The 18,905-nt window shown below is 62.5% G+C and carries 20 protein-coding genes and 1 pseudogene; 12 read left to right on the top strand and 9 right to left on the bottom strand.

Annotated elements, in window-relative coordinates; genetic code table 11:
* The first annotated feature begins 123 nt into the window (after positions 1 to 123).
* The gene (locus tag QX070_RS05095) at positions 124 to 1,137 is read left to right on the top strand and encodes a formamidase (RefSeq protein WP_315735457.1); all 1,014 of its coding nucleotides are present in this window, start codon (positions 124 to 126) and stop codon (positions 1,135 to 1,137) included.
* 105 nt (positions 1,138 to 1,242) lie between these two features.
* Positions 1,243 to 2,439, top strand: a complete 1,197-nt coding sequence (locus QX070_RS05090) for an acyl-CoA dehydrogenase family protein (RefSeq protein ID WP_315735455.1) — start codon at positions 1,243 to 1,245, stop codon at positions 2,437 to 2,439.
* A gap of 13 nt (positions 2,440 to 2,452) precedes the next feature.
* Here the strand turns inward: QX070_RS05090 and QX070_RS05085 are convergent, their stop codons facing one another.
* A complete protein-coding gene (locus tag QX070_RS05085; protein ID WP_315735453.1) occupies positions 2,453 to 2,962 on the bottom strand; it encodes a hypothetical protein in 510 nt (169 codons plus the stop codon).
* Positions 2,963 to 3,339: 377 nt separating this feature from the next.
* Here QX070_RS05085 and QX070_RS05080 point away from each other — a divergent pair.
* Positions 3,340 to 3,754 (top strand): annotated as a pseudogene (locus tag QX070_RS05080) (tyrosine-type recombinase/integrase); the annotation flags it as partial.
* A gap of 297 nt (positions 3,755 to 4,051) precedes the next feature.
* Here the strand turns inward: QX070_RS05080 and QX070_RS05075 are convergent.
* From QX070_RS05075 to QX070_RS05040, 8 genes are all read right to left on the bottom strand, one after another.
* On the bottom strand, positions 4,052 to 4,699 hold the full coding sequence (locus tag QX070_RS05075) for a hypothetical protein (RefSeq protein WP_315735451.1): 648 nt from the start codon (positions 4,697 to 4,699) through the stop codon (positions 4,052 to 4,054).
* The gene (locus QX070_RS05070) at positions 4,696 to 6,042 is read right to left on the bottom strand and encodes a type II and III secretion system protein family protein (RefSeq protein ID WP_315735449.1); all 1,347 of its coding nucleotides are present in this window, start codon (positions 6,040 to 6,042) and stop codon (positions 4,696 to 4,698) included. The genes QX070_RS05075 and QX070_RS05070 overlap by 4 nt, the downstream gene beginning before the upstream one ends.
* Positions 6,043 to 6,044: 2 nt before the next feature.
* Positions 6,045 to 6,737 carry a tetratricopeptide repeat protein gene (locus tag QX070_RS05065; RefSeq protein ID WP_315735447.1) on the bottom strand — a complete coding sequence of 231 codons (693 nt, stop codon included), beginning with the start codon at positions 6,735 to 6,737 and terminating at the stop codon, positions 6,045 to 6,047.
* A gap of 76 nt (positions 6,738 to 6,813) precedes the next feature.
* Complete coding sequence (locus QX070_RS05060; protein WP_315735445.1) at positions 6,814 to 8,814, bottom strand: flagellar biosynthesis protein FlhA; 2,001 nt, start codon at positions 8,812 to 8,814, stop codon at positions 6,814 to 6,816.
* Between the two features lie 69 nt (positions 8,815 to 8,883).
* Positions 8,884 to 9,873 carry an FHA domain-containing protein gene (locus tag QX070_RS05055; RefSeq protein ID WP_315735442.1) on the bottom strand — a complete coding sequence of 330 codons (990 nt, stop codon included), beginning with the start codon at positions 9,871 to 9,873 and terminating at the stop codon, positions 8,884 to 8,886.
* A 514-nt stretch (positions 9,874 to 10,387) separates the two neighbouring features.
* Entirely contained in the window at positions 10,388 to 10,840 is a 453-nt protein-coding gene (locus QX070_RS05050) for a hypothetical protein (RefSeq protein WP_315735440.1), read from the bottom strand.
* A 326-nt stretch (positions 10,841 to 11,166) separates the two neighbouring features.
* The gene (locus QX070_RS05045; RefSeq protein ID WP_315715064.1) at positions 11,167 to 11,379 is read right to left on the bottom strand and encodes a hypothetical protein; all 213 of its coding nucleotides are present in this window, start codon (positions 11,377 to 11,379) and stop codon (positions 11,167 to 11,169) included.
* A 61-nt stretch (positions 11,380 to 11,440) separates the two neighbouring features.
* Positions 11,441 to 12,028: a nodulation protein NolW gene (locus tag QX070_RS05040; RefSeq protein ID WP_315735438.1), complete on the bottom strand. Its 588-nt coding sequence runs from the start codon at positions 12,026 to 12,028 to the stop codon at positions 11,441 to 11,443.
* A gap of 351 nt (positions 12,029 to 12,379) precedes the next feature.
* Here QX070_RS05040 and QX070_RS05035 point away from each other — a divergent pair, with 351 nt between their 5' ends.
* The 9 genes from QX070_RS05035 (at position 12,380) to sctS (ending at position 18,860) form a co-directional block, all read left to right on the top strand.
* Entirely contained in the window at positions 12,380 to 12,817 is a 438-nt protein-coding gene (locus tag QX070_RS05035; protein WP_315735436.1) for a hypothetical protein, read from the top strand.
* Positions 12,814 to 13,677 carry a type III secretion system inner membrane ring lipoprotein SctJ gene (gene sctJ, locus QX070_RS05030; RefSeq protein WP_315735434.1) on the top strand — a complete coding sequence of 288 codons (864 nt, stop codon included), beginning with the start codon at positions 12,814 to 12,816 and terminating at the stop codon, positions 13,675 to 13,677. The genes QX070_RS05035 and sctJ overlap by 4 nt, the downstream gene beginning before the upstream one ends.
* A gap of 63 nt (positions 13,678 to 13,740) precedes the next feature.
* Positions 13,741 to 14,403, top strand: a complete 663-nt coding sequence (locus QX070_RS05025) for a SctK family type III secretion system sorting platform protein (protein ID WP_315735432.1) — start codon at positions 13,741 to 13,743, stop codon at positions 14,401 to 14,403.
* Complete coding sequence (gene sctL / locus QX070_RS05020) at positions 14,400 to 15,017, top strand: type III secretion system stator protein SctL (protein ID WP_315735430.1); 618 nt, start codon at positions 14,400 to 14,402, stop codon at positions 15,015 to 15,017. The genes QX070_RS05025 and sctL overlap by 4 nt, the downstream gene beginning before the upstream one ends.
* Positions 15,017 to 16,360 carry a FliI/YscN family ATPase gene (locus tag QX070_RS05015; RefSeq protein WP_409999121.1) on the top strand — a complete coding sequence of 448 codons (1,344 nt, stop codon included), beginning with the start codon at positions 15,017 to 15,019 and terminating at the stop codon, positions 16,358 to 16,360. Before sctL ends, QX070_RS05015 begins: the two co-directional genes overlap by 1 nt.
* A gap of 32 nt (positions 16,361 to 16,392) precedes the next feature.
* A complete protein-coding gene (locus QX070_RS05010; RefSeq protein WP_315735426.1) occupies positions 16,393 to 16,845 on the top strand; it encodes a hypothetical protein in 453 nt (150 codons plus the stop codon).
* Positions 16,842 to 17,909, top strand: a complete 1,068-nt coding sequence (gene sctQ / locus QX070_RS05005) for a type III secretion system cytoplasmic ring protein SctQ (RefSeq protein ID WP_315735423.1) — start codon at positions 16,842 to 16,844, stop codon at positions 17,907 to 17,909. Before QX070_RS05010 ends, sctQ begins: the two co-directional genes overlap by 4 nt.
* Before the next feature lie 9 nt (positions 17,910 to 17,918).
* Positions 17,919 to 18,566, top strand: coding sequence for a type III secretion system export apparatus subunit SctR (gene sctR, locus QX070_RS05000; RefSeq protein ID WP_315735421.1), 648 nt, complete (start codon positions 17,919 to 17,921; stop codon positions 18,564 to 18,566).
* 24 nt (positions 18,567 to 18,590) lie between these two features.
* On the top strand, positions 18,591 to 18,860 hold the full coding sequence (gene sctS / locus QX070_RS04995) for a type III secretion system export apparatus subunit SctS (RefSeq protein WP_315715074.1): 270 nt from the start codon (positions 18,591 to 18,593) through the stop codon (positions 18,858 to 18,860).
* Positions 18,861 to 18,905 lie beyond the last annotated feature (45 nt).

The following is an 18,905-nucleotide window of genomic DNA, read 5'->3' as shown; positions in this document are numbered from 1 at the left end:
GCCGGCGGGGTATGCCTCCGCAAGCGGCAAATCGCGGGCTGAAATATCGGCGCGCGGCTCTCGTGAAATCGTGGTTGTCTTGGGCAACGTCTCGCGCAGCGGCGACATTCTGGGAGGTCCGGCATGAACGGCTTAGGCGGTCTCAACAAATCCGACAACGGCGTGGTCATCGGGCTGGTGCAGCTTCAGCTTCCCGTGGTCGCGACAAAAGAGGACCTCGCGCGGCAGACCGAGAAGATCGTCTGGATGGTCGGCAAGGCCCGGCGCAATCTCGGCACCATGGATCTCGTCGTCTTCCCCGAGTACTCGCTGCACGGCCTGTCGATGGACACCAATCCGGAGATCATGTGCCGGCGCGACGGGCCTGAGGTCGCAGCCTTCAGGCAGGCCTGCATCGACAACAGGATCTGGGGCTGCTTCTCCATCATGGAGCACAACCCCGACGGCAACCCCTACAATTCGGGTCTGATCATCGACGACCACGGCGACATCAAGCTGTATTACCGCAAGCTCCATCCGTGGATTCCGGTCGAGCCATGGGAGCCCGGCGATCTCGGCATCCCCGTGATCGAGGGACCGCGTGGCGCCAAGATCGCACTCATCATCTGCCATGACGGCATGTTCCCGGAGATGGCGCGGGAATGCGCCTACAAGGGCGCCGAGATCATGATCCGCACCGCCGGCTACACCGCGCCGATCCGCGACAGCTGGCGCTTCACCAACCAGGCCAACGCGTTCCAGAACCTGATGGTCACCGCCAATGTCTGCATGTGCGGCTCCGATGGCTCGTTCGATTCCATGGGCGAGGGCATGATCGTCAATTTCGACGGCAGCATTCTCGCGCACGGCACGACGGGGCGGCCCGACGAGATCATCACCGCCGAGGTGCGCCCCGATCTCGTGCGCGAGGCCCGCATCAATTGGGGCGTCGAGAACAACATCTACCAGCTCTGGCACCGCGGCTATGTCGCGGTGAAAGGCGGCGCGATGGACTGCCCTTACACCTTCATGCACGACATGGTCGCCGGCACCTATCGATTGCCGTGGGAGGATCAGGTCAAGATCACCGACGGCACGTCCTGCGGCTTCCCGGCGCCGACGCGCGTGTTCGGCAAGCTCGGCAAGGCGGCGGAGTGAAGCGCACCGGACGCGGCGGGTCGCGGATGACGCTGCCGGAACCTTGACAAGCCGATCGATCGCCAATTATTTTATACTTAAAATAATCTGGCGGACAGGTCCATCATGAGTGCATCGGCCAAGGTGATCCCCCGCGACTGGCTCGACTGGCCGTTCTTCGAGCCGCGGCATCATCGGCTGTGCGAGGCGCTCGATCACTTCGTCGGCTCGGGCAGCCTCAACGATGTCGATCACAGTGACGTCGATGCCGCCTGCCGCAAGATCGTGCGTGCGCTCGGCCTAGCCGGGCTGCTCGACAGCGCGGTCGTCGCGCCGGACGCGGACGCTACCGCGATCGACTCGCGCGCAATCTGCCTGTCGCGCGAAACCCTCGCTTATGCCGACGGCCTCGCCGATTTCGCCTTCGCCATGCAGGGCCTCGGCTCCGGCGCGATCGCGCTCGGCGGCTCGCCGGAGCTGCGTGCCAGCGTGCTGCCCAAGGTGCGCTCCGGCGAGTGGCTCGCGGCCTTCGCGCTGTCCGAGAAGGAGGCGGGCTCCGACGTCGCCGCGATGGCCTGCGCGGCGCGGCTGGACGGCGATACTTACGTGCTCGATGGCGAGAAAACCTGGATCTCCAATGGCGGCATCGCCGACGTCTACACGCTGTTCGCCCGCACCGGCGAGGCGCCCGGCGCACGCGGCATCTCCGCCTTCGTCGTTTTCCCGGACGACCCCGGCTTCTCCGTAGCCGAGCGCATCGAGGTGATCGCACCGCATCCCCTGGCGACGCTCCGCCTGCAGAATTGCCGCATCCCGGCCAGCCGCCGGCTCGGCGCGCCCGGCGGCGGCTTCAAGCTGGCGATGCAGACGCTCGACATCTTCCGTGCCTCGGTGGCGGCTGCGGCCCTCGGCTTCGGTCGCCGCGCCCTCGACGAGGCGCAGGCGCATGCCTCGAGCCGGCAGATCTTCGGCGGCGCGCTGGCCGACCTGCAGATGACGCAGGCCGCCTTCGGCGACATGGCGACCGAGACCGATGCCGCAGCGCTGCTGACCTACCGCGCGGCCTGGCGCCGCGACGTGCAGAAGCTGCCGACCACGCGCGAGGCGGCGATGGCCAAGCTCGCCGCCACCGAGACCGCCCAGCGCGTCATCGACCGCGCCTTGCAGATGTTCGGCGGCCGCGGCGTCCGCAAGGGCGAGATCGTGGAGAGCCTCTACCGCGAGATCCGCGCGCTGCGCATCTACGAAGGCGCGACCGAAGTGCAGAAGCTGATCGTTGCGCGCGAGTTTCTGAAGGCGCGGGCCGGCGTGGTGCGTGGCTGAGGCGCGCTGCGCGTCAGGCCCGCAGACGCAAGGGCGCCTGCCAGCCGGGATCCCTGTCGCACGCAGCCTCGCCCATGGTCACGCGGCGGCCTCGGTCGTCACGCAGCCGTTGGATTTCGATCTCGTCGAAGGCGAACCGAGCGATCACCTGCAATGGGTCGACCACCCGTTTTCCGAACGTCCACGGACCGGAGTTTCCGCGCGGCATGGGAAACGCGAAAGGACGCGAGGGGATGCGGAAGAGAAGGCGGCCATCCCAGGACTCGCGATCGCGCAGCTCAGGTTGCCGCATCAAGCCGACATGACTCAGATAGGCTTGGTAGGCCTGCTCTCGTAGCGAGACGGTCACCCTGAAGCCCGTGAAGTCGATGTCGCCGCGCATGTACTGATCGTAGACCAGTGCCTCCTTCACCTCGACGCTGCCCAGTGAGCTGCCGCTCTCGTCCGGCCGAAAAGAGAAGAAGCGGTCCGAACACATGTGATCGTAAGGGACGATGTCCTGGCGCGGCGGTCGCTGCGTCAAATCCCGATCCAGGCCGCTGCAAAAGCCGATGTCATCTATGTAGCCGCGGACAGGCTCGAAAAAGAGTCCTTTGGGGGGGGCGACGTTCCATCGAGACGACCGACCACGACCAGGAGCCAGCGTCCCTCGGCAGCGTCCGGCAGGATCAAGGGCGAGGTCGTCATCGTGTCGCTTTCTTGCAGGACTGCGGCGCGCCGGTCAACCTCTCGCCGCGCGTACTGGAGTCTGCACTACGGTTCTGAGCGCAACTTTGCGCTATCGCCGCTGCTCCAGGCCGTGAAGATCGAGATGGTTCGACGCGGCACATCTTCATGCCGCCCTAGGGCTGCTGCGATGGTGGCACGCGACGATCAGAATGCTCGCGCCAGCGAAAAGATACTTCCTGCACATACGTGTTCCCGGGGCAAGGCGATGACAATGCGTTCGGCAGCTTCCCAATCAATGGAAGCACATCTTTGAACACTCCCCGCTATGGGACATCACCCCGCACGTTCTACGTCATAGCTTCGCGAGTATCGCCAACGACCTCGGCTCTACCGAGGTAGCCATTGCTGCGCTCGTGGGCATGCCAAAGGTTCGGTGACCAGCAAGTACATCCATACGCTTGATACGGCGCTCACCATGGCGGCAGACACAATCTCTGGCTACATTCAAGGCCTCCTTGACGGAACGGATTTTAACTAAACGGCGCATGCTTTGGACCGAAGTTCTCGAAAAGCCGCTCTCGTCCGCTTCCTACAGAGGCTTCTTCGTGCAGTGAACTCGAAGAGACCGAGGGAGAGAGCGACTTAGCCGCGTAATCCAACACGTACAACTTGGCAGCTGAGCCAGCGCGCCGTGACGCTGCGACGTCGAGATCCGCTGTCTCGAACCCGACCGCGTCTTCACGTGGAAGTCGGAGGCGTACCTCCTCTGGATACTTCGCCCCCGACCTCTTTCGCAGGAAAATATTTGAGCTCTCCGAGGGCTTGCGATCAAGAAATCTGCGGATCAACGGCACCATCGCCTCCGCTTTATCCTTAAGCAACGTGCGACGCTGAGGTCTCTCCAGGTCGGAATGGCGACGGCTGAGCTCTCCGGTTTGAACAATCATTGCGCGGGATGAGCCGTGGTCTGCGGGTGGTCCTCGCCGGTTGGTTCGGCACGGGTTGGTTGCTCCCCGCGCAAATTCGCGACCGCGCGGGTGGCCGGTTCCCCTTCCGCGCGGCTGCGTCCTTTTCCGGCTTGAAGATCCTCCGGATCCGCAACCATGCCGCCAAGGGCCGCAGCCGTGCTGCAGCCGAGGGCCGGATCGGCAGTATTGTCGGCGAAGATGCCGCGATTGAAGCCATCCGACAGATGGCAGCGAACGGAGCTGATGAGCAGGCGATCGATGTGAACACGCGTCGCGTGGTGCATTGCCGAGGCAACGTCGTGCCTGACGTGGGAGCGATCCACGCCGGCTCGGATGATGGAATGCTCGATCGCCGCCGTGCATGGCCCCGGCGGTCCTTCGATCCAGGCACGGACGCTTTCAGGGCGGCCATTCGCCGTCGCGGCCACGAAGTGTTCGACGCCGGAACTCGCCGCAGAACAGCGTCCTGCAGGTACATCGTAGACGTAATGAACGGTTTCACCTGCGAGCTGCGGTGGCGGTGCCGTCCGGTCCACAGCGCAGCCTGCAGCCAGCACCGCGAGGGCGATGGCGAGGCCGCTTCTGATCGGTGCCATGTTTATCGCTCCTTGGAGGACCGTCATTCGATCAGGAAGCCGGCATCGCCACGCAATCTCCGGCCCGGCACCGGCACCTCGATCGGGCCTGCCCCGGGGCGTGTCGTTCCAAGACGGCCGAATATGATGCGCTCCAGCTCGGAAGGTGGTCCGACGAAGTCGGTCGGGACAGGTATGCGCGCCGACTCGCTGATCGGCCGAACGATCGTCGGCGTGACGATGATGATCAGTTCGGATTCGTTCTTCCGGAACTGTGTCGACCTGAACAGAGCCCCCAGTACCGGCAGGTCGCCCAGCCCCGGCAACATGTCCAGGCCGGTGTTGAACTTGTTCTGCAGCAGTCCGGCGATTACGAAGCTCTCCCCGCTGCCGAGCTCGACTGTGGTCTCCGCCCGCCGGGTAATCAGGCTCGGGACGCGGGCGCCGTTCATGATCAGGGCGCCTTCGTTCGAGAGCTCGCTGACCTCGGGCTTGACCTGCAGGTTGACCAGACGATCGGAAAGCACCGTCGGTGTGAACTCCAGTCCCACGCCGTAGCGACGAAAGTCGATCGAGATGCGGTCCAGCCCTTGGGCGACGGGGATCGGAAATTCGCCGCCTGCCAGGAAGTTCGCCTTCTGACCCGAAACAGCGGTGAGCGTCGGTTCTGCCAGGATTGAAACCAGTCCCTCCTGAGCGAGCGCATCCACGATGGCAGTCACGCTGTAGCTGCCATTTGCCGGCGTATTGATCCTCCCTGAGGCCGCCGACGAGAGCCCAAAGCTGAAGCCACCGGCCGAGCCTGCGGCCTCCCAGTTGACGCCGAGTTGCTTCACCGCGTTGCGCGAGACTTCGGCAATACGGACCCGCAGGTTCACCTGCGTGCTCCCGCCGATCTTCAACTGATTGAGCAGCACCTCGTCCTCGCCGAGGAACTGCGCGCAGGTGGAGCGGACCTTCTCGGCGATGTCGGCGTTGGGCACCAGCCCGCTCAGCACCGCGCCGCGCGGCGTCCGCGACAGCCTGACGTCGAGGTCTGCGAATTGAGCTCGCAGCAGCTGCCGTAGATCACTCTCGTCATAGGCAATCGCAATCCGGAACGTCGCGACGGTCGCGCCGGAATCGTCGAGCGCGAAGAGCGTCGTACGGCCGGGCTTTTTGCCGAAAACGAAGACGCGGTTGGCGGCCGCGACCTGGACGTCCGCAACAGCCGGCTCGGCGACGAAGACCTTGGAAGCCGGACGGGGCAAGGTCAGCATCTCGCCCTGAGACGCGTAGATCCGCACCTGTTGCCGCGCGTTGGATGACGCCGGCGCGCAATGAACCAGCATCATAAGGATCACCACGATCGAGGTCAGCCAGGCGGATGGCGAAATTCGAAACGGTCCCATCGTCAGCGCCGCATCGCCGTGAGCATCTCGAGATTGAGCCTCACGTCCTCTTCCCGAAGGTCGACCCGCGCAAGCTTGGCGGCGCCATCGCGATCTCCGCTCAGCGCCATAGCGATCACGAGGTTCTGGCGTGCACGAGGCGAGGCGCTCTCACCGAGCGCGATCGGCCGCAGAACCGTCATCGCGTCGGCGTACCGGCCCGTCAAGGTAAGCGATAGTCCCAGATTGTTGCTTGCGATCATGTCGGCGGGAGCGATTGCGAGCACCTGACGATAGGCTGTCTGAGCTTCGTCGTGGCGGCCGAGCATGTCGAGAGCCACTCCGAGACCGTTGAGCGCCGGAATGTTCTCGGGGTCCGAGGTGAGCACGCTGGTGAAGATTGCCAGGGCGGGCTCGGCTTGATGTCTGGCGAGCTCGCTTCGCGCTTTTCTGATTCGATCGTCCTTGTCTTCCATCCCGGCGACTTGGTTGGCGGGAGCTGCTGCGGCTGCCGTGGAGGCCGGGAGATTGCGACCCTCGACCGAGGCGCGTGCGGTCGTGGGCGTCGGCACCGGTCCGCCAATGTCTGGGCTCAGCGACGAACAGGCGCAGAGCAGACCGGCGATGCCGCCAGCCAGCGCCATTCGCCTGCAAACACCGGCACTTGGTTTCAGATGGTTGTTGAACGCGGTTTCCCGGCCTTCAGAGCTACGCATGTACTTCCTACGGATATTGCACTGTCTTATAGTTCAGGTCTCGAAACCTCGCAGGTGTCGTCGCGGGTTGACTGGTTCATTGCATCGCCGAGATCGGGGAAGGTTCAGTCTGCTCGCGTGATTCATCCAATCCAAGGACGGCGATCGGCTCGACCCGAAAGTCCTTTGAGATTTCCTGATAGGAGAGCACGACCACATTGAGACCGGACGGCGCAAGCAGCGTCCAGACCACCCGGCGCAGGTCGGCGGAGGCCAGTACAATACTCGGCGATGCGGCAAGATGATCGACGTCGGCAAGCTGCCGGGTCAACGCATCAAGCAGGCGCGTGCTGACGGCAGGATCGAGAGACGTCTGAGCGTTTTCATCGAGGGCGTGCACGGCCGTTCGGATCGCTTCCTCTGTCTGTCGATCAAGCACGAAGCAGCGCAAGGTCCGATCAAAGCCTGAGCTTTCGAAGCAGATCTGCCGGCGCAGCGCCAGCCGCACGTGCTCGACCAGCATGACGCTGCTCTGCTCCCGCATTCCCCACTCGGCCAGCGTCTCAAGAATCAGCCGCAGATTGCGGATGGAGACCCGCTCGTCGAGCAGCCGGCGAAGGACATCGGTGATGCGCTGTGTAGGGACCACACGCAAGGCCTCGCGCACCAAGTCGGCGTAGTCAGCCTCTAACTGGTTGAGCAGGCGCTTGGTCTCCTGTATGCCGAGGAACTCTGGCGCATAGCGGACAAGAACGCGCCGCAGCTCGGCATCGACTGCGGAGATGGCCGGTCCCCCCGCCGTTCGGGCTGCCGGCTGATCCAGTTCACCGGACGAGAGCAGAAGAGGCACGCCATGCAGCTCGATCCTGAAATGACCGGGCGCCAGGGCGCTGCTTTCATCGACTGCCGCTCCTGGACAGGCGCATCCGAGCCAGTCTGCCACGTCCTGTCGTGTCCGCCTGATCCGATCATGAATACCGGCTCTCCGCAGTTCATCGCACAAGGCGGCTTCCGCGAGGATCATGATCGGTGCAGACTTGGCCACCGGGATAGCGATCCGCGAACTTCTCGCGGGCTCTGACGGGTCGGACCGTTGCGCCGTGCCGGAGGTTCGTTGTGCGCGCCGCCGAGCCAAGAGCATCGCAACGCCGGAGCCGCCGAACACGGTGGCCATAAAAAGGAAAATCGGCGCCGGAAAACCCGGTACGAACGCCAGCCCGAGCATCATGAGACCGGCCAGTTGCAGGGATTGCGGCTGCGACGTGATCTGCTCCATGATCTCGGAACCAAGATTGCTCGGCGCTTCTGTCGCAACCCGGGTCACGACCGTTCCCGCCGCCATCGACACGAACAGCGCCGGGACTTGGGAGACCAGGCCGTCGCCGATCGTCAACAACGAGTAGAGCTGGATCGCTTCGCTGATACGCAGCCTGTGCTGCACGGTGCCGACAACGATGCCGCCAACGAGGTTGACGGCGATGATAATGAGACCGGCGATCGCATCACCTTTGACGAACTTCATGGCGCCGTCCATCGCTCCGTAGAGCTGGCTCTCGCGCTCCAGCCGGCGTCGGCGGCGCCGGGCCTCGGCCTGGTTGATGTCGCCGTTGCGAAGGTCGGCATCGATGCTCATCTGCTTACCTGGCAGCGCATCGAGCGTGAATCGGGCAGCAACTTCGGCGACCCGTTCAGATCCTTTGGTGATAACGACGAACTGGACGATCGTGATGATCAGGAACACCACGAGCCCAACCACGACATTGCTGGAAACGACGAACTCGCCAAAGGTCTGAACGATGGATCCGGCATCGGCCTGGCTGAGCACTAGGCGCGTAATGGTGATGGAAATCGAGAGCCGGAACACCGTGGATATGAGAATGATTGCCGGAAGTGCGGAGAACTCGACCGCGGCGTTCAAGTAGAACGCCACCATCAGCAACAGAATCGACGCGCCGATGTTGACGGACACCATGACGTCGACGAGCGCCGTCGGAATCGGCAGGATCATCGCCATGATCGTGGTGACGATCAGGATGACGACGAGAAGCTCGCGCTTGTCGTTCGACCAGCGGGTCAAGCTCTCGACAATGGCCGTCATAGTCTGCGGTTCCATCCAAGCGGGATCGAAACCTTCGTCACATTGATCGAAACGCAGAGCGGCATGGTCTTACAAGCTCACGGCGAGCAGGTCTGCGCCGCGACGCAATACGACCCGGTCTTGTTCGATTCGATCGACGATCCACCCTTCGCTGATAACGGCGCCTGCGAACAGTTTCTGACCGCGTCCATCAATGACATACGGCCCATTTCCGGCCCAAATCGCCTGAACGGTCAAAGGGGCGCTACGCTTTACAGATTTCGCCTCAACCTGGCTCGTCAACACGATGGCAATGCCGAACGTGCCGTCGAACCATCGCTCAATGTCGCGCCACCTGCCTAACGCCGCGGGTTCAATGTTTCCTCTCGCCGTGATGGCGTTTGAGTCGCTGACAATCTCGACGGTCGTGAGGCCTGCAGTCAGCAATCGCTGGCGCAGCGCGTCCGCCGCGCCGTTCAAATCCGCCACCGGCGCGCCGGGCTCCGCGCCGGCCCGTCCCGTTCTGTCTTGGCCGGGCAGTAATGCGGGGGTAAGGGTGGGGGCGGGCGAATTGGGCGCGTGCCTGCTCGGATATTTCGTCGAACAATCGGAGTCGCAGCGCGGGGATCTCAGCCGCTCAGCTGTGGCATAGCCGCCATCGCCGGGCACCTTGTCCGCACCAGCGGGAAATCCCTGCAGAAGCAGGGCTAGACAGACCAGGATCGCGGCGGTGCCGAGTCCATACCTCAAGAAGGTATAGCGGGTCGTTCTGCGCTTGCGGGTGCAGCGGAGCTGAATTCCATTCAGAACGACATCGGCCGGATAACGACTGATCCGTGCTTCTCCGGCACCGAGCAGGGTGCCGTTCAGCAGAACATTATCCGCGGTGCCTTCGATTTCGCAACAGTCCGCCTCTAGCGCGAACCGCGCGTGCAAAGGAGCCAGACAGTCATCCATGAGAACGACATCGGCGTCCATCGAGTGACCCACCAGATAGGTCCCGGCGTCGAGTTCTTGCCGGACGCCGGCATGAAGGCCCGATCGGATCGTGAGTTCGAATGGGGACGGTGATGCCGGCATTCTCTGCCTCTCCATCAGGACCTAGCAGCCATGTTGGCAGCGGAGCGCTCGGTACGAACGCCCCGTGCCGTAAGCGGTTGGTAGCTGTCCGAGGGCGATCGCTGGATCAGCCGACGTTCGGGCGCTGCTGCGCGACCGTCTCGATCGATCCCCAGTGCGTCTTCTTGGTCGTGATCTCGGCATTCGTCTTGATCGCTTCGTCGAAGGCACTCTTCATCTTCGCGATCGCGCTATCGATGCTCGAGTTCGATGACGTCGTCGAAGAAACGGAGCCTGTTGAGTGGGACATCGCTTTATCTCTCTATGCTTGTGTTGCGTTGAGGATTGGGCTGTCGGGGAATGCCCTCCAGCCGGGAAGTGATCGTTAGCGTTGTCTACGCTGATCACCTCTCGGCTGAAGCGGCGGCTTCGATCCCGTCCCGAGGCGCACCTTGCGAGGTGCGCCTCTCGCGGCTTCCTTCAACGTCCTGGTCTCATCGCCCTCGTCGCGTTGCGAGAATGAGGCCTCGTTGCTTTACTCAGCTCTGTCGGTGATATGGTTGTCGGCCGAGAGGTGTTCCGCGGAGCGGTCGCATGGCGATCCCGAGCTTGAATCTGCGAGTTGCAGAATGATCGAGGAAAGCTTGTCGAGGATGTTGTTCTTCGTCGCCTGGTCAAGGCCCTTTGCCTCTGAGACTTGGCTGACGAGCTGATTCAGCGTCTTGAGTATCGAGCTGTTCGCGCCGGGTTGATGGGATGGGCCGGACACGAGTTGCTTCAGGATCTTCGCGATCCCGTCGAGCAGCTGACCTTTGGCGGGATCGCTGGGCCCAGTGGAATTCGTGATCTGATGGGTCAGGTCACCAAGGATCTTGGCAACGCGGCCGTTGTTCCGCGCGTCGCACTGGCCCGGTCCGCCCCTCAGGATGCTGATGGCCGCCGAGATCAGAGCCGCCTTGTCTGCAGGTGTCTTTGCGTCCGCGACCAATCCAAGAACGTCCGATGCTATGGAAGACGTCCGCGGATCTTGCTGCTGCGAGGCGGGCGGCATCGACGACGGCCACCAATCCCCCGCATCACAGCGATGAGCCGGATGAGCTGACGACCCGCCGGACGTGGGCTGAAATCCTGCAAAGCCGGGCCAGGACGACGCGTGTCCGTGCGGACCCATCATGTGACCGGTGTGAGCTTCACGTGAGGATGATGCGTGGGAGCTGACCCTAGACATGCAACTCTCTCCTTGTTTGCGATCCGATGTCTTATCTGTCTTGTTCTGAGCAAAGGGTCTAACGAGGCGTCGGTCGGCATGCTCCGTCACGGATCCGGGGTTGCACTATTCTCGTCGCCGACGGATGCCATCTCCTGAATACCGTCCTGAGCAACAGTCATGAGCATGAACGCGGCCGCCTGCGGCATTGCGCTGAGAAACGCCTCCTCGAACTTTGCTTGATCCTCAGCCGAGACTGCCTCGCTGCTGCTCGGGGCGCTTGCCGTCGCGGTCGTCATGCTCGATGCTTCTACGGCCATTCTGACACTCCTTTGATCCGTCCGGTCGATCTGGCAGGACTTGCGAACCCGTTGATTTGCGTCATGGCACGTCGCCTGGGGCGTTGAGCTTGACCACTTGGACGTGCTCCCCGCGATAGACGGTGACTGACGATGGCTGGTCAGCTCGAGGCTGCAGTGCTGCGAGCGTACGCTCCACCGCTTGGATGTATTGCGGGGGACCCGAGACCAGGGCCATGTCGGCCTGCTTGATGGATCTGAGTGAGAATCGCGCGTCGGAGAGCGCGAGATCGCGAAGTGCGGCTTCGAGACGCTGGAGCGGCACGGCACCGAGTTGAACGAGCCTGCTCGAAGCTTCCTTGTTGCTGGTGACATAGATCCGAAAGCCGTCGAAATACCAGTCGAGTCCGTAGTTCCGGGATAGATGCTCGATGAATTCTCTGGCCTTGAGTTCAGGCAGAGGCCCGCGCACACGTCCCCGTACGTCCGGGCTCACCTCTAACCGCAGGCCGGTATTCCGTCCGAATTCCTGAAGAACGTTGCCAAGGTCTTGGTCGACGATGGTGTACCTGTAGGACTCGGTCGGCCAAGCAGGTTCACCCGCGTCTGCGGACGTGGTGTGGATTGCAGTCGCCGAGAGCGTCAGGCAGACGGTCGCGATCGCAGCCACGCTGCGCAATGGGACCAGAACCCGAGATGCCAAATGGTCGCATGGAAAAACGTGGCCTTCGTGCGACCTTGTCGCGGAACAATCGTGGCAATCGTGTAGTTGATCGCGCGTACCCACGAGCAGACTCACATGTACTTGTTGCTATCAGCTCGTCTCATTCAATCACAGCGGTCGCGGGTGCGTCGGAGAATATATTAGGAAAATATTATGCTCTGCCCCGCCGGGTGCTGTGCAAAGCTCTGTCTGATCTGTTGTGCAAGCCATGGCCCGGCTGTCCTTGTGAGTCATTATTTGTTTGGAGTGAGCAATGGCGAAAGCACGAGGAGTCCTGAGACGGCATGGAGCGGCGATATGACGACGGTTGCGCCGTTGGGTGGCGTCGCAGCTTCCGGAACAGTTGGTGTCAGTTTCGGAGCCGTTGAGCCCGGAGCGGCCGCCCAGCAGTCGTTTCAGGACGCTCTGCATAGATCGGTCACTAAACTGCCTATGGAGCCTGAGCACGCCGTCGACCAACTCGGCGGCAAGGTGATGGAGTGGATGGAGAGCTCGTACGAGCGGGTCCAGCGCAATGCCGCGCCCGAGCTCAATCTCATGCCGGAGCCGGCAGCATCCGGTCCAGCATCTTCCAACATTGGCGGAGCGGCCCTGGGAGTGGACAAGCCAGACGCGGGCCGTCAGGCCCTGCAAATGCTGGAGCACGCATTCTCGTTTGCCATTGAGGCGACGCTGATGTCGAAAATCTCGACCGAGTCGACCCGAATCTTCAACACGTTCTTGAAGGGACAATGAGAATGGTCGGTTGCGGCAAACAATGGCTGGCCGCTCGAGGGCACGGATTGAATTTGGCGCTGGTGCTGGGCTTGGCGTTCATGCTGAGCGGTTGCAAGGGCGAGCTCTATAGCCGCTTGAGCGAGAAGGAGGCTAATCTGATGATGGCCCTTCTGCTGCGCAACGGAATCGCCGCCGACCGACTCCAGGCAAAGGACGGTAGCAATACTGTCAGGGTCGAGCAGGAGCGATTTGCCGACGCTGTGACGCTGCTGAATGCGTCCGGGTTGCCGCATGCGAAGTTCGAAGACATGGGCAGCATATTCTCAAGCAATGGTCTGGTGTCGTCACCCACAGAGGAGCGAGTCAGGTTGATCCACGCGCTCAATCAAGAGTTGGCAAGGACGATCATGGAGATCGACGGAGTCATCTCTGCCCGAGTCCACGTGGTGCTGCCTAAGATAGACCCGTTGCGTCACGATCAGGTTCCGTCGTCGGCGGCATCGGTGTTCATCAAGCATGACGCGCGCGCCGAAATCGCCGTGCTCCTACCGCAGATCAAGACCCTCATTGCCAACAGTGTCGAAGGACTGACGTACGACAGGGTGGCCGTGGTTTTCGTGCGTGGCAGTTCGGATCCCGTCGAAGTCAGCCCTTCCACGTCGATCGAGACGACGGCATCCGTTCTATCTCACGACGGATCTGCCCTGCGTGACGGTCCGCTCATCCTGCAGGTGTCAGCCGCGGTAGGGGCGGGGCTGCTGGGATCGATCGGAATCTTCCAGCTCTGGCGCCGGGCACGCGTGGGATATGCGCAACGCAACGCGCCGCGTCGGGAGGCGCGAAGGCCGGCGCGTGATCCGCTGCGCGTCGTATCCTAGTGCGATTGAAGTGGGCGTGGCCGGCAAATGAGTAGGCTTGTGCAACCTGGAGCATCCCTTGGTTTGCGTGATCCGAAGGGCGGCGGCGGCTGCGAACCCGGCGCGCCGGTGGGGCATCGGCCGGTGATCGATATGGACACGTTTTGCCGATTGCCGGCACGCTACATCCACGTTGAACGATTTCTCGCGTGCGTACCGGGCGTTTCGCCCGGGCTTGCCGCACGGATACTCGCCTGCGACCGACTCCACCGAGATATCTCAGAGCGGATCGTTGTGCATTATGAGCTTGATTGCTGCACGGCAGCCGACGTCGCTGACACGCGCAGTCGCATTGCGCTTCTCGACTGCGAGCAGCTATGCCGCGTCGGTGAGCTGGCCGGCGGTGTTTGGCATGCCCACGCAATTCGTTCCACGGTCCTCAAGACTACGCTCCGGGAGCATCTCGGAGAATTCGATTCCCGACTCCACAAGGTCGCGCTCGCCAATATCGATCTGTCGCCCAAACCCGATCGCCCCCCGAATCCATCTGCGCTTGCGGACGTCATCCGAGGTGATGGGATGCAATGTCTCAATGCCGCAATCTGGCGACTCCCCGCCACCTTGCGCAGCCGCATCCTTCTTCGATTTCCGATTAACTCGCCGCTGGGCTCCTCGGTCTCGCGGCGACACCAACAGCTTGGTCCGGAGATTGTTGATCGCGTTCTAGCCGATGGGATGGTGCCGTGAAAGCCCCCGAGAGTGACAAGCCTGCCGGCACGTTCCATCCGCTCGGACCCGTGGTTCGAGCCGAAGAGGCGGAGACCTGGTTTTCCGCGGCTGCCTCTCTTGCCGACGCCCGGCGGCAATGCGAGCAGATCGCCGCGCAGGCCCGGCTCGCGTTCGAAGAGCAGCGCATGAGAGGCTTCGAGGATGGTCGTCTCGCGGGAGTTGAGGAGGCGGCCCGCCTGATTGCGGAAACGAAGGTCACGGTTGATGATTTCGTCGCCGAACTGCAAGACGAACTTATCACGCTCGTCGTCGAGATCATCAGGGAGATCCTCGGAGGTTTTGAGCCGGACGATCTCGCCGCGCGCGCCATCACCAGAGCACTCGAAGAGATGCGTTCCGGTACGGCCCTCGTGCTGATGACTGCGCCGCAGGAGATGGAGTCCATCCGTGTACGAGTGGCCACGCTGCTGGAGGATGGGGCCGACCAGCTCACCATCGTGTCGGACCCGCAGTTTGCGCCGGGGCGCTGTATGCTTTGGAGCGAGTTCGGGCAGATCGATGTTTCCGTTGACGCTCAACTGGAGCAGCTCGCCTTGGCGCTGCGTGCCGGTTTCGAGGGGGTGGAGCCATGATGCCGGCAGGCTCTGCCACGCACCGACTCGCGCGAATCCTGCCGCAGTTGCGTGAAGCTGCAGGCCGTTCGCAACTGCGCCCGATCCGAGGGCGCGTGGTTCAGGTGTCGGGGGCCCTCATCAGGGCGATCGTTCCCGATGCGCGTGTTGGCGATATCTGTTTGCTCCGTTCTGCCCACGCCTCGGCTGATCTGCAGGCCGAGATCGTGGGCATCGAAGGCGGTGTCGCGTTGCTGACGCCTCTCGGAGACGTGGCGGGTCTCTCAACAAGAACGGAAGTCGTCTCGACAAGGCAGGCCCTCGGCATCATGGTTGGGCCAGCGCTGCTCGGCCGCGTCGTCGACGGGCTCGGGCGCCCTCTCGACGTTCAGGAACGAGGATGGCCCGAGTTCGACCAGATTCGACGAGTCCGCGGAGCTGCGCCGGCGCCCTTGGCCCGGCGGCTCGTTGACGGCCCTTTGTCACTTGGCATCCGGGCGATCGATGGTCTGCTCAGCTGCGGCGAGGGGCAGCGGATCGGCATCTATGGCGAACCCGGCGCGGGCAAATCGTCGCTTGTCGCCCAGATCGTCCAGAACGCGGACGTCGACGTCTGCGTTGTCGCACTGATTGGCGAGCGTGGGCGCGAAGTTCGAGAAATGGTCGAGCGCTGCCTGGCCGGAGCGGCTCGGGCGCGATCAGTCGTGATTGTCGCAACCTCCGACCGGCCGCCGACGGAGCGCGTCACTGCTGCCTATGTCGCCGTGACGATCGCGGAGTACTTCCGGGATTGCAACGCACGCGTGCTCCTGGTGCAGGACAGTGTCACTCGCTTTGCGAGGGCATTGCGTGAGATCGGACTGGCCGCGGGCGAGCCGCCGACGCGCCGGGGCTTTCCGCCGTCGGTGTTTGCGGCATTGCCCGAGTTGCTCGAGCGGTCCGGTCCCGGAGTCGCCGGCTCAATCACTGCATTTTACACCGTGCTGGTTGAGGGGGATGGTACCGCGGATCCGATCGCGGAGGAGACGCGCAGCATTCTGGACGGGCACATCGCGTTGTCACCTAAGCTCGCACAGTCGGCGCATTTCCCTGCGATTGACATCGTGTCCAGCCTCAGCCGCGTCATGGATCAGGTCGTGACGAGCCGTCATCGCTCTGCAGCCAGGAGGATGCGTGAACTCATAGCTCGCTATGCAGAGCTTGAGTTCCTGCTGCAGGTTGGGGAGTACAAGGCCGGATCAGATCCGATCGCCGATGAGGCGATCGCCAAGCAGGATGCTATCAAGTCCTTTCTGCGGCAGGGCCTCGGCGAGGCCGTTCCGTGGGATCGCACGATCCATCAACTCGAGCAGCTCGCGTCATGAGGTACGATCCACTGCTCACGCGCATACGCAGGATGCGGATCGTTCTCGGAGAGAGGGAGCGGCGGGCGAATTCCGCGCTTCAGCGCGGCGTGGAGGCACAGGTCGAAGCGGCTGCAGAATTGACGCAGATCAATCATGCGGTTGCGTTGCAAGCAGCGGCGCGTGGCGCACGCGAACGTCAGATCTACCAGCAGATGGTAGGGCGTCCATTTTCCGCGCGGGAGATCACCCAACTTGACGCGCAACTCAGGCGCCTCGAGTCGCTGGCAATGGCGCTTGCCGAGCAGCGCCTTGCGAGCATCCGTACGCTCGACCAGGCGCGTAACGAAGTTCAGGGTCTACGCCTCGAATTCGTGAAGGCTCATCGGAGGCGTCGCAAGTGGGATGAGTTATCGCAGCAATCACGTCGCCGTCACGAGAGCCGTGAGACGTTGCTAGAGGAGATGGCTAATTCGGACGGCAGGGCGGCGGGGCGGCAAGCATGAACGCGCCATTCCCCGCTCGCGGGCGCGGAGCGCCTGACGGTGAGATCACCGAATTTCATCCGGACGTGCTATCCATTGCTGATGTTCTACGTGCCCGTCGTTGGTGTCGGCGACTGGCTGAACTCACCTGCGAGTTGGCGGGTCTGCCGCTGCGGATTTCCTTCTCGGGCGCCTCCTCGGGCGTTTCGAGTCGGCCGGCGTGTCGTCTGCATTTTACGATCGGCGGTGATCCATGCGCCGTAAGTCTGCCTGTCGAGGTGATCGATGCAACGCTGCAGGCGATTGATGGTCCGCCTCGAACGACGCTCGCCGAGCCCGATCTGCTGCTTCTGATCGAGTTCGCCTGCGCCGCCATACTTGATGCAATCGAGGAGACGCTCGGCCTCCCCGTCATCCTCACGCATGCTTCCTTCGATGGCAGCGTTCCGGACTCGATCGGAATCCCGTGTCGCGGCAGGTTTGGCGAACGATCGTTCAGTGCTTACCTGTCTTTAGCAGAGCCATACGAATCCCGTTTGGCAAATCAAGTTCAAGCATTGGGTCCGGCTGCTGCCGCCGGAGTTCCGATCTGCGCGGCCTTCCGGCTTGGTGCTACGCGCGTCAGCGCCCGCTTGCTTGCGAGCTTACGGCCGGGAGACGTCGTGATCATCGAACACGCGATGCCGGGTGGACGCGTCGCCGCCGTCTTCGGCGAGCGTCGTCTCACCTCATGCCGCTTCGAGGGAGGCGACGCGACAGTGGTGGACACGTTGCACCAGATCAGAGGCGATCTTCATCATCATTGGACGGCTGTGGACATGACGGCACATGAAAGCGTCGATACAGGCGCAGACGATGTGAGCCTGGACGACCTCCAGATCAAGCTCCTATTTGAGATCGGCCAGCTCGAGATACCTCTCGGCGAGTTGCGCATGATCGCGCCGGGCTATGTCTTCAATCTCGGTCGGGATCCGCGACATGCAATTGAGATTCACGCGGGGAATCGGCGGATCGGGCAGGGCGAGATCGTCAGGATCGGCGAGGCAATCGGCGTGCGGATCAACAGATTGTTCAATCACGAATGAGCTGAAGCCGTGACCCAGTTCAATTTGTTCGCTGTTCTCGCGGTCATCGCCGGACTTGGCCTTGTCATCTTTGTCGTCGTGACGATGACATCGTTCGTCAAGATCGCCGTGGTCCTGTTCCTGATCCGGAACGCGCTGGGAGTGCAGCAGACGCCTCCAAACCTCGTGCTCTATGCCATTGCGCTGGTTCTGACGGCCTATGTCAGCGCGCCGCTAGTGCAGACCGTGTATGAGCGCGTCAATGATCGTCCCAGCGAGTTTCAAACCTTTACCGACTGGAAAGATGCTGCTGAGCGGGCAGGCCAGCCAATTCGCGAACATCTGAGCCGGTTCACGACGGTCGCGGAGCGAGAGTTTTTCGTCACTGCCACCGGCAGCTTATGGCCCGATAGCAGCAGGGCCAAGCTGTCGAGCGAAGATCTCGTTATTCTCGTTCCCTCCTTCATGAGCTCGGAGCTCAAGCGCGCCTTCGAGATCGGCTTCCTGCTCTATCTGCCCTTCATCGCGATTGATCTCGTGGTGTCCGCGGTTTTGATGTCCCTTGGCATGTCGATGGTGCCGCCATCGACGATCTCCGTCCCATTCAAGTTGTTCTTGTTCGTGATGGTCGAGGGCTGGTCCAAGCTGATGCATGGCCTGGTGTTGAGTTACGGATAGCCTGCGAGATGGGTAGGGGAAGCAATGGGCCAAGCGACAATCGTCGATCATCTGGTCAGGGGTCTGACGGTCGTTCTCATCTTTGCCATGCCTCCCCTGGGTGTGGCGATGGTTGTTGGCCTCTTCGTCTCAATTCTTCAGGCCGCAACCCAGATTCAGGATCAGGTGCTGCCGCAGACGATCAAACTGATTGCCGTCGTGGCCACGCTGGCGGTGTTCGGCGCAGTGTTGGCGGCACCGCTGATCCAATATGCCGATCAGATCCTTGCGGATTTTCCTGCACTGACGCGTTGACGGGCCTTCCCTTCATCGTGCTCGGAGGGATATGGGCGACGCGGA

It is taken from the genome of Bradyrhizobium sp. SZCCHNR1093 (genome assembly GCF_032381175.1).
Lineage (GTDB): Bacteria > Pseudomonadota > Alphaproteobacteria > Rhizobiales > Xanthobacteraceae > Bradyrhizobium.
This window is presented reverse-complemented; position numbering and strand designations above follow the sequence as displayed.